This window comes from Caballeronia sp. LZ033, assembly GCF_031451265.1.
Taxonomy (GTDB): Bacteria; Pseudomonadota; Gammaproteobacteria; order Burkholderiales; family Burkholderiaceae; genus Caballeronia.
This window is the reverse complement of the sequence record NZ_JARUXQ010000001.1, coordinates 535,254-548,480: the sequence shown is the minus strand read 5'-3', so window position 1 is coordinate 548,480 and position 13,227 is coordinate 535,254. Positions and strand designations below refer to the sequence as shown.

General features: G+C 65.6%; 12 protein-coding genes. 3 read left to right on the top strand and 9 right to left on the bottom strand.

All coding sequences use genetic code 11. The features are described 5' to 3' along the window. Nucleotides 1–5: 5 nt before the first annotated feature. The gene (locus QCE62_RS02635; RefSeq protein ID WP_309913979.1) at nt 6–587 is read left to right on the top strand and encodes a DUF2946 family protein; all 582 of its coding nucleotides are present in this window, start codon (nt 6–8) and stop codon (nt 585–587) included. Here the strand turns inward: QCE62_RS02635 and QCE62_RS02630 are convergent, their stop codons facing one another. After that, nucleotides 588–2,645, bottom strand: a complete 2,058-nt coding sequence (locus tag QCE62_RS02630; protein WP_309913977.1) for a M48 family metalloprotease — start codon at nt 2,643–2,645, stop codon at nt 588–590. Between the two features lie 193 nt (nt 2,646–2,838). Between QCE62_RS02630 and moaC the strand changes: the two genes are divergently transcribed. Continuing rightward, complete coding sequence (gene moaC, locus QCE62_RS02625) at nt 2,839–3,315, top strand: cyclic pyranopterin monophosphate synthase MoaC (RefSeq protein WP_309913974.1); 477 nt, start codon at nt 2,839–2,841, stop codon at nt 3,313–3,315. A gap of 64 nt (nt 3,316–3,379) precedes the next feature. Here moaC and QCE62_RS02620 read toward each other — a convergent pair whose 3' ends face one another. From QCE62_RS02620 to recA, 8 genes are all read right to left on the bottom strand, one after another. Continuing rightward, complete coding sequence (locus QCE62_RS02620) at nt 3,380–5,191, bottom strand: Wzy polymerase domain-containing protein (RefSeq protein WP_309913971.1); 1,812 nt, start codon at nt 5,189–5,191, stop codon at nt 3,380–3,382. Between the two features lie 202 nt (nt 5,192–5,393). Beyond that, the gene (locus QCE62_RS02615) at nt 5,394–5,963 is read right to left on the bottom strand and encodes a pilin (protein ID WP_404987347.1); all 570 of its coding nucleotides are present in this window, start codon (nt 5,961–5,963) and stop codon (nt 5,394–5,396) included. Between the two features lie 143 nt (nt 5,964–6,106). Then, nucleotides 6,107–6,817, bottom strand: a complete 711-nt coding sequence (locus tag QCE62_RS02610; RefSeq protein ID WP_309913968.1) for a TerC family protein — start codon at nt 6,815–6,817, stop codon at nt 6,107–6,109. Between the two features lie 130 nt (nt 6,818–6,947). Next, nucleotides 6,948–7,829: a succinate--CoA ligase subunit alpha gene (gene sucD / locus QCE62_RS02605; protein ID WP_309807333.1), complete on the bottom strand. Its 882-nt coding sequence runs from the start codon at nt 7,827–7,829 to the stop codon at nt 6,948–6,950. A 97-nt stretch (nt 7,830–7,926) separates the two neighbouring features. Further along, nucleotides 7,927–9,108 carry an ADP-forming succinate--CoA ligase subunit beta gene (sucC, locus tag QCE62_RS02600; RefSeq protein WP_309919563.1) on the bottom strand — a complete coding sequence of 394 codons (1,182 nt, stop codon included), beginning with the start codon at nt 9,106–9,108 and terminating at the stop codon, nt 7,927–7,929. Between the two features lie 106 nt (nt 9,109–9,214). Continuing rightward, nucleotides 9,215–9,889 (bottom strand): DUF2889 domain-containing protein, encoded by a 675-nt coding sequence (locus tag QCE62_RS02595; RefSeq protein WP_309913967.1) that lies wholly within the window; start codon nt 9,887–9,889, stop codon nt 9,215–9,217. 129 nt (nt 9,890–10,018) lie between these two features. Next, nucleotides 10,019–10,549: a recombination regulator RecX gene (gene recX, locus QCE62_RS02590; RefSeq protein ID WP_309913964.1), complete on the bottom strand. Its 531-nt coding sequence runs from the start codon at nt 10,547–10,549 to the stop codon at nt 10,019–10,021. A 580-nt stretch (nt 10,550–11,129) separates the two neighbouring features. Continuing rightward, nucleotides 11,130–12,200, bottom strand: coding sequence for a recombinase RecA (recA, locus tag QCE62_RS02585; protein ID WP_309807330.1), 1,071 nt, complete (start codon nt 12,198–12,200; stop codon nt 11,130–11,132). A gap of 292 nt (nt 12,201–12,492) precedes the next feature. On the opposite strand from recA, the gene QCE62_RS02580 reads away from it, so the two are divergent. Next, nucleotides 12,493–13,227 carry a response regulator transcription factor gene (locus QCE62_RS02580; RefSeq protein ID WP_309913961.1) on the top strand — a complete coding sequence of 245 codons (735 nt, stop codon included), beginning with the start codon at nt 12,493–12,495 and terminating at the stop codon, nt 13,225–13,227.

The window sequence follows — 13,227 nt, the reverse complement described above, 5'->3', positions numbered from 1 at the left end:
CGATCATGGATGACATCGTCAGGCAGGCGCTCGCCAAATGGCCCAACGTCCCGCATTGCACGGGCTGGCTGATGCTGGACCGGCGCGGCCAGTGGCGCATGCGCGATGACGCGGCGCAAGCTGCCGGAGAACCCGGCACGCCGATCCGCCACGACGCGCTGCTCGGCTTCATCAACCGCAACTACGAATGCGATGCCGACGGCCAGTGGTTCTTCCAGAACGGGCCGCAGCGGGTGTATGTCGAGCTGGGCTATACGCCGTGGATCGTGCGACTGCTGGACGTGGACGGGCGCCTGCGCCTGACCGATCAGGCCGGCGCCGACTTCGAACCGGCGCGCGCGTGGCTCGACGATGAAGGCAACATCCTGTTCTCGGACGACGCCACGCCCTCGCGCATCGCGGCGCTGCACGACCATGATCTCGAACTCTTCGCGAACCATGCTTCACTCGATGAAGCCGGCGCGAGCGGCGTGTTCCACTGGCGCGAGGGCGCTGATCTCGCCGTCAGCCCGATCGCGCGCGCCCAGGTCGCGGAACGCTTCGGTTTCGTGGCGAGTCCGGCGGCGCGGGCCGCGGCGGCGGGCTGACTAGCCGTTCTTCTCCTGTTCGCGCTCTTCCTTGTAGCGCGCCTCGAAGTCGTGCAGGCGCGCCGAGATCGCGGACAGATCGTAGAAGCTTGCGTTCTTCACGTCGCGCGCCTCCTTCAGCTGACGAATCGCGGACGGCCACGCGCCGTCCAGCGCGAGCTTTTCCGCCATGGCCTGATGCTGTTGCAGCGGGTCGTCGAGCCCCTTGCTCGCCTGGGCGAGATAGAGCCACCAGTCGGGGCGCGTCGGCTCCGCGCGGGTTTCCTGGCGCGCGAGCGTCTGCGCTTCGCCATAGCGGTGCGCGGCCAGCAGCGACTGCAACTGCACATCGAGCGCGGCGTGAGATTCGGGCCAGCGTTTCCTGGCGTTCGCCGCCAGCCGGATGGCATCGTCCAGCCGGCCGGCGCGCCGGGCGATGTCGGCGTCGAGCACGTCGAGGCTGGGCGAACTGCGAACGGCCGCTGGAGCAGCCGGCGTTTTCGCCACGGGCGCGGGACCGCCTTCGATGCGCACCGGCGCCAGCGCGATATCGCCGACGGAGCGCGCCTGAGGCACCGACGCGGCTTTCGGTTGGGCAGGAACGCGGCCGAGGTCAAGCGACGCGTGCGTGCGGTCGAGCGGTGTCGCGGTCGTCAGCGAGTCCGCATTGCGTAGCGATGAGCTCGCATCGGCGGCGGTTGCGGTACGCGGTGGCGGCGTCGCGGGCCTGACGCCCGATGCCGCCGTGCCCGTCCCCTTCGCGTTCTCCTGCCGAACCTGCGCCGACGCCGCCGCGCTGCTCGCTTCCTCTCCCTCGAAGAGCTTGCGCGCGCGGGCGAGCGCTTCGTCGGCGGCGGCGTAATCGCCGGTCAGGGTTTGCGCCAGCGCAATGCCATACCAGTTCGCGGCGGGATTGAGCGCGGTCTGATCGTCGATTTCGGCCTTCAGGCGGCTCGCCACCTCGCGATAGTCGCTCGCGAAATTCACTTGCAGCACCCGGGCGCGGGCGCGCACGAACGCATACTCGGCCGACTGGCGCGGCTGCCGGTACGGCACGCGCCGCGCGCGGCCTTCCATGTCGGCGATACGCTCGGTGGTCAGCGGGTGCGTGTGCACATAGGGCGGCACGCCGTTGTCGGCCATCGTCGAGCGGTCGAGGCGTTCGAAGAACGCGGCCATCGCATAGGGATCGTAGCCGGCCGCCGCCAGCATCTGGAAGCCGACGCGATCGGCCTCGTGTTCGGCCGCGCGCGAGAAGCGCAACTGGTTGTCGACTGCCAGCGCCTGGCCGCCCATCGCGAGCCCCATGCCGAGATCGCCGCTGTGCGCGAGCAGGCCCGCGAGCAGTCCGGCCAGCATGCCGGCGAGCGCGGTGTAGCTGTTCTTTTCCTGTGCGCCGAGCATGCGCGCGATGTGCCGCTGGAGCACGTGTCCCATTTCATGACCGATGACCGACGCCAGCTCCGATTCGGTCTGGGTCGCCGCGATCAGCCCCGTATTCACGCCGATGAAACCGCCTGGCATCGAAAACGCGTTGATCTGGGCGTCGCGTACGGCGAACAGGTCGAAGTCGGGCCGATAGCCGCCGAGAAACTGCGTCGCGGCCGCCGCGGACAGCTTGGAGGAGACGGAATCGAGGTAGTCGCGGATCAGCCAGTCGTCGAGATAGTCGGGGTCGGCGCGCACTTCGCGCATCGCCCGTTCGCCGACGCGGCGTTCGGCTTGCGGCGTCAGCGAGCCGCCGGAGCCGTCGCCGAGATCGGGCAGCTGCACCGACGAGAGCGGCGCGCGCAGGCCGGACATCGTGCCCGGCCGGTTGGCGAAGCGGCTTTCCGCGCCGCCATAGACGCCGAAGACGCCTTCCGCGACGTTGCCGGGCAGGTCGCCGGGGTTGCTGCCTTCCTGCGCCGAGCGGAGCTGCGACGCGGCCAGCGTCCCGGTGCCGCCGATCGTGTTCGCGGTGTTGGCGGTGTTCGCGCTCCCGACGGGCGCGGCCGATTGCGCCAGCACGGCGGGCGGCGCGGCGAGGGCTACGCACAGCAGGAAGACGAGCACGCGGCTCGGACGTGTCGAAGGCATGAGACGCGAAGGCGATGCGGGACCGGCAACCGGCTGGAAAAAGGGAACGGGCTTATCGTATCAAGTGTAGGGCGCGCGGCGGCCGGATTTGCTGCCTGCTTGCTGCATGAGTCTTGATGGAAACGGGGTCCGCGGGCCGGGAACCGCGCCTCTTCACGCTGTTATGATAGGCGCCCATTTCGAAGGAGACGCCATGTCCGGACTCACCCATTTCGATGCCGCCGGCGAGGCGCACATGGTCGATGTCGGCGCGAAGGACGAGACGCGCCGGGTCGCGGTTGCGCGCGGTTCGATCGTGATGCTCGATGCCACGCTCGCGCTGATTCGCGAAGGCCGCGCGAAGAAAGGCGATGTTCTGGGCGTCGCGCGCATCGCCGCGATCCAGGGCGCGAAGCGCACCGCCGATCTGATTCCGCTATGCCATCCGCTCGCGCTCACGCGGGTTGCGGTGGATTTTGCCATCGATGAGACGCTGCCCGGCGTGCATTGCGAAGTACGCGTGGAGACGGTCGGGCGCACTGGGGTCGAGATGGAAGCGTTGACCGCCGTGCAGGTCGGATTGCTGACGATTTATGACATGTGCAAGGCGGTCGATCGCGGCATGACCATCAACAACGTTCGGGTCATGGAGAAGCATGGGGGGAAGTCGGGGGATTGGGTGGCGGCGTGAAGCCGCACGCTCACCGCGACAGCCCGCACACCTGCCCTTCCGAGCATCGCCTCAGCCGCGATGCTCAATCACTGTCTTCATCATCCCCATCCGCCGCAGCCGGCTCGTCCTTCGGCATCCCATACAGCCTGACCAGATCGGCCTTGAACGCGGTGAGCGGCGTGCCCGCCTCATCGATCAATCCATACACCGCCGCCAGTTGCTTCGGCCAGTCGTGCAACTCGGTCGCGAAGATCTTGAGACGGGCCATCGTATCGAGCGCCTCGGTCTTCTGTCCGGCGAGCGCCTGAAGCACCGCATAGCGGCGCAGCACCGTCTCGCCCGGCAACAGCGCGATGGCCTTCCGGTGCGCCGCAAGCTTCGCCTGCACGTTCTGCGCGTTGATGGGCAAGAGCGTCGCCGCCCCGTACTCGCCCCACGCCGTGAACAGGAACGACGGCGCGTCACGATATTGCTCCGCCGGCCGCGACCCGTAATACAGCACCTCGGCGCGGTTGTAGTCACGCAGCGTCGGATACAGCGCGGCCAGTCCGCCCAGCACCAGCACGACATAGACGCCGTACGACACCGGCCGCGCGACGAGCCGTAGCGGCCGCGTGTCCAGCAGGCCGATGACGAGCATCGCCGGCATCAGGAAGAACATGTACTGCTGCGGATATTCGACGAGCGCATGCATCATCAGCACGCCGAGCAGCGACAGCCCGAAGATACGCGCCGGCGTATGCGGCGCCCGCAGCACGCGAATCAGCCAGAACACGACGCCCGCCACGAGGATCGCCACGCCGAGCACACCGGTCTTCGCGAGCAGGTCGATGAAGATGTCGTGCGCATTGTTGGCAATCTCGACACCACCGAGCTCGCGGACAATCTCAAACTGATAGCGCGGAAATTCACCCCAGCCGACGCCCAGCAGCGGATGCGTCCTGAACATCGTCCAGCCGTACTTCCACAGCGCAAGACGCGGCGCGATCTGGTTGGCGTCCTGCATGCGTTCCGCCGCCGACTGCGCGAGACCAAAGTCGTAACGGGTATTGGCCCAGCGCACCGCCGCATTGACCGCGAAGAACACGACGGCGAGCAGCAGCGGCACGAGCCACGCGCGCAGGTCGCGCTTGCCCGGCCCGTCGAAGCCGTCCGACGAGCGCGGCCTTCCCTGCACGAACGCCATCCACAAGCCGCCGACGACGATCACCGCCGTCTGCAGCCACGGCCCGCGCGACACGGTCAAGGCCAGTCCAAGCGAATACACCACCGACACCGCGACCCACACCACGAGCGGCAGCCGACGCGTCTGCACGAAGAACAGCGCGCCCGCCATGGCGAACGCAATGACCGTGGCCAGGTGATTCGCCTGCGCCATGTTGCCGAACGGACGCCGCTCGGTCATGACGTTGTAGGCCACCACGAAGGGCGTGAACTTCACCTCGAGATGAAACAGCTGCACGACCTGACAGAACACCGCAAACAGCCCGCCGAGCATCAGCGCCGCCGCGCCGACGCGCAGCGCCTTCTCTCCAAGCCCCGCGCGCACGAGCCCGAAGCCCGTATGCACGGCGACGAACGACGCCAGCAGATAGGCGCCGCCCAGCCAGTTCATGGAGGGCTGCGCGATCGGCAGCAACACGGTCTGGGCGACCAGCAGCACGCCGAAGGCAAGCGGCATCAACGCGACGACCGGCGAGGCGAACGACACCTTCGGCTCCGCCACGCGCACCAGCAGCGCCACGGTCGCGCCGAGCGCCAGGTAGAGCGCGAGCGCACTGTATTCGGCGTAGAAAGTCGGGATCGGATACGTGTGGTTGACGACGGCGAAAGGGATCGTCAACGCCAGGCACAGGACCGCAAAACAAAGGTAACGCGCGAATTGGGAAGGCATGAGGGACTGGGAACGTCGGGAACCGGCGCACTATACAAAACTTTGTCCCTGCTGTCCGTCGAACCAACGGATTTACGACGAAAACCCCGCCTTTGCCGCAAAAACGACCCGCAAGGCGCGGTGGCCCCGTAAATGCTGCCACCGCGCCTTGATGCTTCATCTCAGCGGTATCCCGCGTCACGACGCTCCACTCATGTGCCCCTCACGCGCGGCACTCCGGTGGCGCAAGATTGGCCGGCAAGGTGGCCGGATCGACCGGCAACGGCCCCGAACCCGGCGCCGGCAGGGACGAAACCGTCTTGGCCGCCGCGAAGCATTCCCACGTGACCGAGCCCGCCTGCACCACGCCGCGACTCAGCGTCACGCGTGCGGTGGGCGTCTCGGCGTTGTCCGGCGTGGACGGAACCAGCACGAGCGTGTTCGAGCCCGCCGGCGCGACGCGGGTCGAATACGAGATGGTTATCTGCCCTGTGTCGCTATCGACGTGAATGGATTCGACATTGCGCGTACCCGGCGGCGACGCGTAGCCGCCCGCGAAGTCCGCGCCGCTGGCTGCGTTCTCGGCCACCGCCAGCCGCGCCGATGCCGCCAGCGCGATGCCCTCGCCCACCCGGCTGCGCGCCAGATAATCCTGATACGCAGGAATCGCATAGGCCGCGACCACGCCCACGATTGCCAGCACGATCATCAGCTCGATGAGCGTAAAGCCCCGCACCAGCATGTCCCTTGCCCGTCCCAACCACCACACGCGCGGCTCGCGCGGCGCGTGCATCACACCCAGCACCAACGTTGTCATCTCTGCTCCCGGGAAAACGAAAAAAGCGCCCTGCCGCGCAATGCGGACAGGACGCTTCGATCGTATTCAGTGCACGCCTCAGGCGACAGTCAGCCAGATGGCCTAGGTCCAACAGAGCCTCAGCCTGCCGCTCGCCTTCCCGCTTCGAGCGCGCGGCGCTTGAGCAGCCAGCCCAACGCCACCACTAGCACCGCCCCCGCCACCCGCGCCGCGTAGATCGCGAAATCGGTGTTGAGCGCGGGCCAGCGGTCGATGAACGGATCGTCGATGATCAGGCCGCCCGCGATCCAGCCCAGCAGCCCCGCCCCGAGCAGCACGACCATCGGAAACCGGTCGATCAGCTTCAGCACCAGCGTGCTGCCCCACACGATCAGCGGAATGCTGACGACCAGCCCGAAGATCACCAGCGTCAGCCGGTGGCGCGGATCCGCCGCCTCCGCCGCGCCCGCGATGGCGATCACGTTGTCGAGGCTCATCACGGCATCCGCGACGATGATGGTCTTCACCGCGGCCCAGAGACGATCGGATGCGTTAATTTCGTGCTCGTCGTGATCCGGTTGCAGCAGCTTGATACCGATCCACAGCAGCAGCAGCCCGCCCACGAACTTGAGGAAGGGAATGTCCAGCAGCAGCACCGCGAAGGCGATCAGCACGACGCGCAGGATGATGGCGCCGAGCGTGCCGAGCACGATGCCGCGCGTGCGCTGCCGGTCCGGCAGATTGCGGCACGCCAGCGCGATGACGACGGCGTTGTCGCCGCCGAGGAGGATGTCGATCACGATGATCTGGACGACCGCTCCCCAGTGAAGCGTGGAGAAGAATTCGAGCATGGTGCGGAGTGAAAGCGAAAACGGAAGCCGAAAAAAAAGCGAGGAAGCAACGCTCCCTCGCTTGGTATCGGCTCATACGAAAGGAATCAGTAAGAGTACCAAACCCTCGCGTAGTTTGTCCGCATCGATCTTAGATGACCGACTTCAGCAGACGGCCCATCTCGGACGGGTTCTTCGTGACCTTGATGCCGCACGCGTCCATGATTTCGAGCTTGGCGTCCGCCGTGTCCGCCCCGCCCGAGATCAGCGCGCCTGCGTGGCCCATGCGCTTGCCCGGAGGCGCCGTGACGCCCGCGATGAAGCCGACCACCGGCTTCTTCATGTTGTCCTTGATCCAGTAAGCCGCGTTGGCTTCGTCCGGACCGCCGATCTCGCCGATCATGATGACGGCGTCCGTATCCGGATCGTCGTTGAACATCTTCATCACGTCGATGTGCTTCAGACCGTTGATCGGATCGCCGCCGATACCGACCGCCGACGACTGGCCAAGACCCAGCGCCGTCAGCTGACCGACTGCTTCATACGTCAGCGTGCCCGAGCGCGACACCACGCCGATGCGGCCCTTCTTGTGGATGTGACCCGGCATGATGCCGATTTTCAGCTCGTCCGGCGTGATCGTGCCGGGGCAGTTCGGTCCGAGCAGCAGCGTCTTGCGGTTTTCACGGCGCATGCGGTCCTTGATTTCGAGCATGTCGCGAACCGGAATGCCTTCCGTGATGCAGATCGCGAGATCGAGATCGGCTTCGACGGCTTCCCAGATCGCCGCGGCAGCGCCCGCGGGCGGCACGTAGATCACCGAAACCGTGGCGCCGGTCTCGGACTTTGCTTCCTTGACGGACGCATAGATGGGAATGCCTTCGAAATCCTCGCCCGCGCGCTTCGGGTTCACACCCGCGACGTAGGCTTCACGGCCATTCGCGTATTCGCGGCAGGCGCGCGTATGGAACTGACCGGTCTTGCCGGTGATGCCCTGCGTGATGACCTTCGTGTCTTTGTTGATCAGAATCGACATGTAGTGACCTCTGTTCGTTTGGCGTCGCCAAGGCTCGAGCCCCGCGCCGCCATTCGTATCTGGTGGAACGCTCTTCTGAGGCAGGCAGCGCGTGCGCTTACTTGCCTTCGGCCGCCGCGACGACCTTCTGCGCAGCTTCTTCCATGCTGTCGGCCGAGATGATCGGCAGGCCCGAGTCCGCCAGCATCTTCTTGCCGAGGTCCTCGTTCGTGCCCTTCATGCGCACGACCAGCGGCACCTTCAGGTCCACCGCCTTCGAAGCCGCCATCACGCCTTCCGCGATCACGTCGCAGCGCATGATGCCGCCGAAGATGTTCACGAGGATCGCCTTCAGGTTCGGGTTCTTCAGCATCAGCTTGAAGGCTTCCGTGACCTTCTCGGTCGTGGCGCCGCCGCCGACGTCGAGGAAGTTCGCCGGCTCGCCGCCGAACAGCTTGATGGTGTCCATCGTGGCCATTGCCAGGCCAGCACCGTTCACCAGACAGCCGATGTTGCCGTCGAGCGAGATGTACGCGAGGTCGAACTTCGACGCTTCGACTTCAGCCGGATCTTCTTCGTCCAGATCGCGGTACGCGACGATTTCCGGATGACGGAACAGCGCGTTCGCGTCGAAGTTGAACTTGGCGTCCAGTGCGATGACCTTGCCGTCGCCGGTCACGATCAGCGGGTTGATTTCCGCGAGCGATGCGTCGGTTTCGTAGAACGCCTTGTACAGGCCTTGCAGGATCGCGCGCGCTTGCGGGATCGATGCGTCCGGAATGCCGATCTTGCGGGCCAGGTCGTCCGCGTCCTTGTCCTGCAGGCCGGTCGACGGCTCGACGGCGAACTTGTGCAGCAGTTCCGGCGTCTTTTCCGCGACTTCCTCGATGTCCATGCCGCCTTCGCTCGACGCCATCACGACGATCTTCTGCGTCACGCGATCCAGCACGAGGCCGACGTACAGTTCCTTCTTGATGTCCGCGCCTTCTTCGATCAGCAGGCGGTTCACCTTCTGGCCTTCCGGGCCGGTCTGGTGCGTGACGAGCTGCATGCCGAGGATCTGGCTCGCGTACTCGCGGACCTGTTCGATCGACTTCGCGACCTTCACGCCGCCGCCCTTGCCGCGGCCGCCAGCGTGGATCTGCGCCTTCACGACCCAAACCGGGCCGCCCAGCGCTTCCGCGGCCTTGACCGCATCATCCACCGAGAACACGGGTGTGCCGCGCGGGACCGCGACGCCGAATTTCCGCAGGATTTCCTTACCCTGGTACTCGTGAATCTTCATGCGTGATTCCTTCAGTCTGAGAGTTGGAGTGAACTTCTATGTGTTTGAACCGCTGATTCTTTCGATTCTTCTTTTCAGATTGCCGTGCGTCCGCGTGAGCGGGTGTGCTGCACGAGGCGAACTATGTCTCCCGCCTGTCTTTCGGATCTGCTTGCTCGCTGGTTTGCGCGCTTGCGTCATGCGTGGCGACCGTGGGTTCTTTTGCGGCCGGCTCATGGCCGAACCAGCGCGGGTAATGTTCCTTGACCGCGGGACCGTCGAAGCGCAACGCATGACAGCGGCCGAGCTGGAACGGCGGCTCTTCGGGCGCGCTGCTGCCGGGCTGGCCGGCTTCGGACCGCTTGAAGGGATTGCCGCTTTCGATCTTCCAGACGTCGCCCGCGAAGGCTTGGACAGCCGCGGTCGGCAGCACGCCGCACAGTTCCGTGAGATGCGTGCAGCCGACCGTGCCGCGCAGCACCTGATTGGCTTCGCGGCGGAAATTCTGCAGGAGGTTGAGGCCGATGAGCTTGCGATAGGCCGTGTTGGACTCGGCGCACAGACCGCCATAGGGCGCCCAGTCGGACGATGCTTCCGCGCCGACGATGGTGCAATTGCGGTCGATGGTGATGCGCAGCCAGAGTTCATGGATCGGCAGGCCGAGCGGCCGGACGCCCGTCGCGAGTGTGAAGTCGCGCGGCTTCTCGTCGGTTAGACAGGCTTCAATATCCCACAGACTATCTTCGCGCTCGAAGGCTTCCAGCCGAATTGCGCGTCGATGGCGCAAGTGTCGGGGAGCGGGAGGCGAGAGAGGCATGCTGGAAGTGAGCCGGTACGGAGAAAACCGTGCGATTTTAGCATATTGGGTATTTCCGGCCGGACATGCCCCTGAGGATCGGCGCATACCTGTTGCCGTGTGGCGTGATGCAGGTTCGAGCGGCTGTGCTCAGTCGTCGACGATCTCTTCGCTCCAGTCCTCGTCGCCGCCCTTCAGGATCTTGCCGATCGTGCCGCCGGAGAAGCCGCGCGCCGCCAGGAAGCGCGCCTGCCTGGCGCGTTCAGCGGGCGTGTCCGGCAAGGTGCCGTACTTCTTCTCCCATACGGCCCGGGCGCGGTCGGTCTCGGTTTGCGCGAGCTTGTCGGCGGTCTCGCTGATGAGCGACTCGCCGACCGCATGGCGCTTCAGTTCGCTGATGATCCGGCTGCCGCCCATGCGCGCGGCCCGCCGATGCACGACGCTCTCCACGAAGCGTTCGTTCGACAGCCAGCCGTCGCGTTCCAGGTCGTCCAGCACGGTGTCCAGGGATTCGGTTTCGCTGACATACGGACTCAACTTTCGCGACAACTCGGCCCGGCTGAACTCGCGACGCGACAGCGCCGCGAGCGCACGCCCTTTCAACGAGCGCTTCGGACGCCTTGGGTCGCTCGCTTCGGCAACCGAAGTCTTGCGAGTGCGCTGGCTCGTGCGGGTGAACACTGCTTCGTCCGCCGCGGCTGGTGGTGCTTCAGCCGGCGCGCATTGCTCGAATGGCTCGAAGGGGTCGGCGTCTTTGAAGGGATCTGTGAATGGCGGAGGCGCTGGCCGCGCGCGCCGGGGCGCGGGCGTGGACGGGGACTCGACGGACGCCGATGTGCGTTTGGCGCGCTGTGCCGGGGGCTGCTCGGTGGCCTGCTTCAGCAGGGCGCGAGCGTGTGCGAGGCGCGTTGAGCGGGGGTTTGCGCGGCTTAGAGAGGCGTCCGATGCAGCCGCCAGGTCCGATGCCGTATCCGGCTCGTCCGACCGCCCGCCCATGCTTGCCCCGGAAACGCGACGCGCCGACGCGAAAGACCTCTTCGCGTCGGCGCGTTTCTTGTCACTGCGTGGGAATGCGCCTTTGGGCGAGACTCCGCGCCGTTCGCTGCTTCGTTCGTAGCGGTCGACGGATGCACAACCTTCCTCCGTTGCCTCATCAGCCGGACCGGGCTCCGAAGCAGGCTCCGAACCAGCCTCCGGATCAGCCTTCGAATCCGTCTTCGAACCGGGCCGGCGCCTGAGCATCGTCCTTCAGGCTCGACGCTTATTCGTCGTCGGCCACTTCGGCCTTGACGGCGACCACTTCACCCAGCGCAGCCACGCCCAGCGATTCACGGATCTTGTTCTCGATCTCGCGTGCGATGTCCGGATTCTCGCGCAGGAATTCACGCGCGTTGTCCTTGCCCTGACCGATCCGCTCGCCGTTGTAGCTGTACCAGGCGCCGGCCTTGTCGACCAGCTTCGCCTGCACGCCCAGGTCGATGATTTCGCCCTGACGCGAGATGCCTTCACCGTACAGGATGTCGAAGATGGCTTCGCGGAACGGCGGCGCGACCTTGTTCTTCACGACCTTGACGCGCGTTTCATTGCCGATGACTTCGTCGTTCTTCTTGATCGAGCCAATGCGGCGGATATCCAGACGCACAGACGAATAGAACTTGAGCGCATTACCGCCGGTAGTGGTTTCCGGGTTGCCGAACATCACGCCGATCTTCATGCGGATCTGGTTGATGAAGATGACCAGGCAGTTCGTGCGCTTGATGGTGCCAGTCAGCTTGCGCAGCGCCTGCGACATCAGACGCGCCTGCAAACCCGGCAGCGAGTCGCCCATTTCGCCTTCGATTTCCGCCTTCGGCACGAGCGCCGCTACGGAGTCGATGACGATCATGTCGATGGAGCCGGAGCGCACCAGCGCGTCCGCGATTTCGAGTGCCTGCTCGCCCGTGTCCGGCTGCGAGATCAGCAGTTCCGGCACGTTCACGCCGAGCTTGCCTGCGTACTGAACGTCGAGCGCGTGTTCCGCGTCGATGAAGGCCGCCGTGCCGCCGAGCTTCTGCATTTCGGCAACTACCTGCAGCGTGAGCGTGGTCTTGCCCGATGATTCCGGACCGTAGATTTCCACTACACGGCCGCGCGGCAAACCGCCGACGCCGAGTGCGATGTCCAGACCGAGCGAACCGGTGGACACCACCTGAATGTCTTCGACCGCCTCACCTGCGCCGAGCCGCATGATCGACCCTTTGCCGAATTGCTTTTCGATCTGCGAGAGCGCGGCGGCCAGGGCCTTGCTCTTCTCCGCAGTCATTCCAGCCGGGCCTTTCTTGCTTTCTTCCATGAATCGTCCTTTGCTATGATGAACGGCGTCTGAGGCAGTGTTCACGGGCATTTCCGCTGCTCGAACGAGCTTCTCGAAAGGCCTTTTCACACGCACGCAGACACTGTATAAAAAAACAGTAGTTTTTGCAAGCAGGTAACGGTGCGACGCTGCTTTTTTCCGCGTCGCCCAAGTTGCACGCCCTGCGCAAGAACCGCGATACACCTGGAGACCGCCGCGCCGGGCGACATTCGGTGCCGGCAATGCCGCTGCGCTTCGCCGCGCATGCGGGCGTACCAAGGCGCACACGACGATGCGAATCCTCATTGCCGAAGACGACAGCATACTCGCGGACGGTCTCGTCCGATCACTCCGCCAATCGGGCTATGCCGTCGACCATGTGAAGCATGGCGTCGAGGCCGATACCGCCCTCTCGCTACAGACTTTCGACCTCCTGATCCTCGATCTCGGCCTGCCGCTGATGCCCGGCCTGGAGGTGCTGCGCCGCCTGCGCGCACGCAATTCGCAGATGCCCGTGCTGATCCTCACCGCCGCCGACAGCGTCGACGAACGCGTGAAGGGACTCGACCTCGGCGCAGATGACTATATGGCCAAGCCCTTCGCGCTCAACGAGCTCGAAGCGCGCGTGCGCGCGCTGACGCGGCGCGGCGCGGGCGGCGGTCCGACGGTCGTGAAGCACGGTTCTCTGAGCTTCGACCAGGTCGGACGCATCGCGACGATCGGCGAGCAGGTCATCGACTTGTCCGCGCGCGAGCTCGGCGTGCTCGAAGTGCTGCTGCAGCGAAGCGGCCGGCTCGTGTCGAAGGAACAGCTCGTCAATCATCTGTGCGAGTGGGGCGAGGAAGTCAGCAATAACGCCATCGAGGTCTACGTGCACCGGCTGCGCAAGAAGATCGAGCCGAGCGGCGCGAAGATCATCACGGTACGCGGACTCGGTTACACGCTGGAGAAAGCGGGCGCGTCGTCGAACGGCGCGGGCCCGCAGCCGCCGGCCGACCCGATGCCCGCCAGCCATCACTACAAGTAG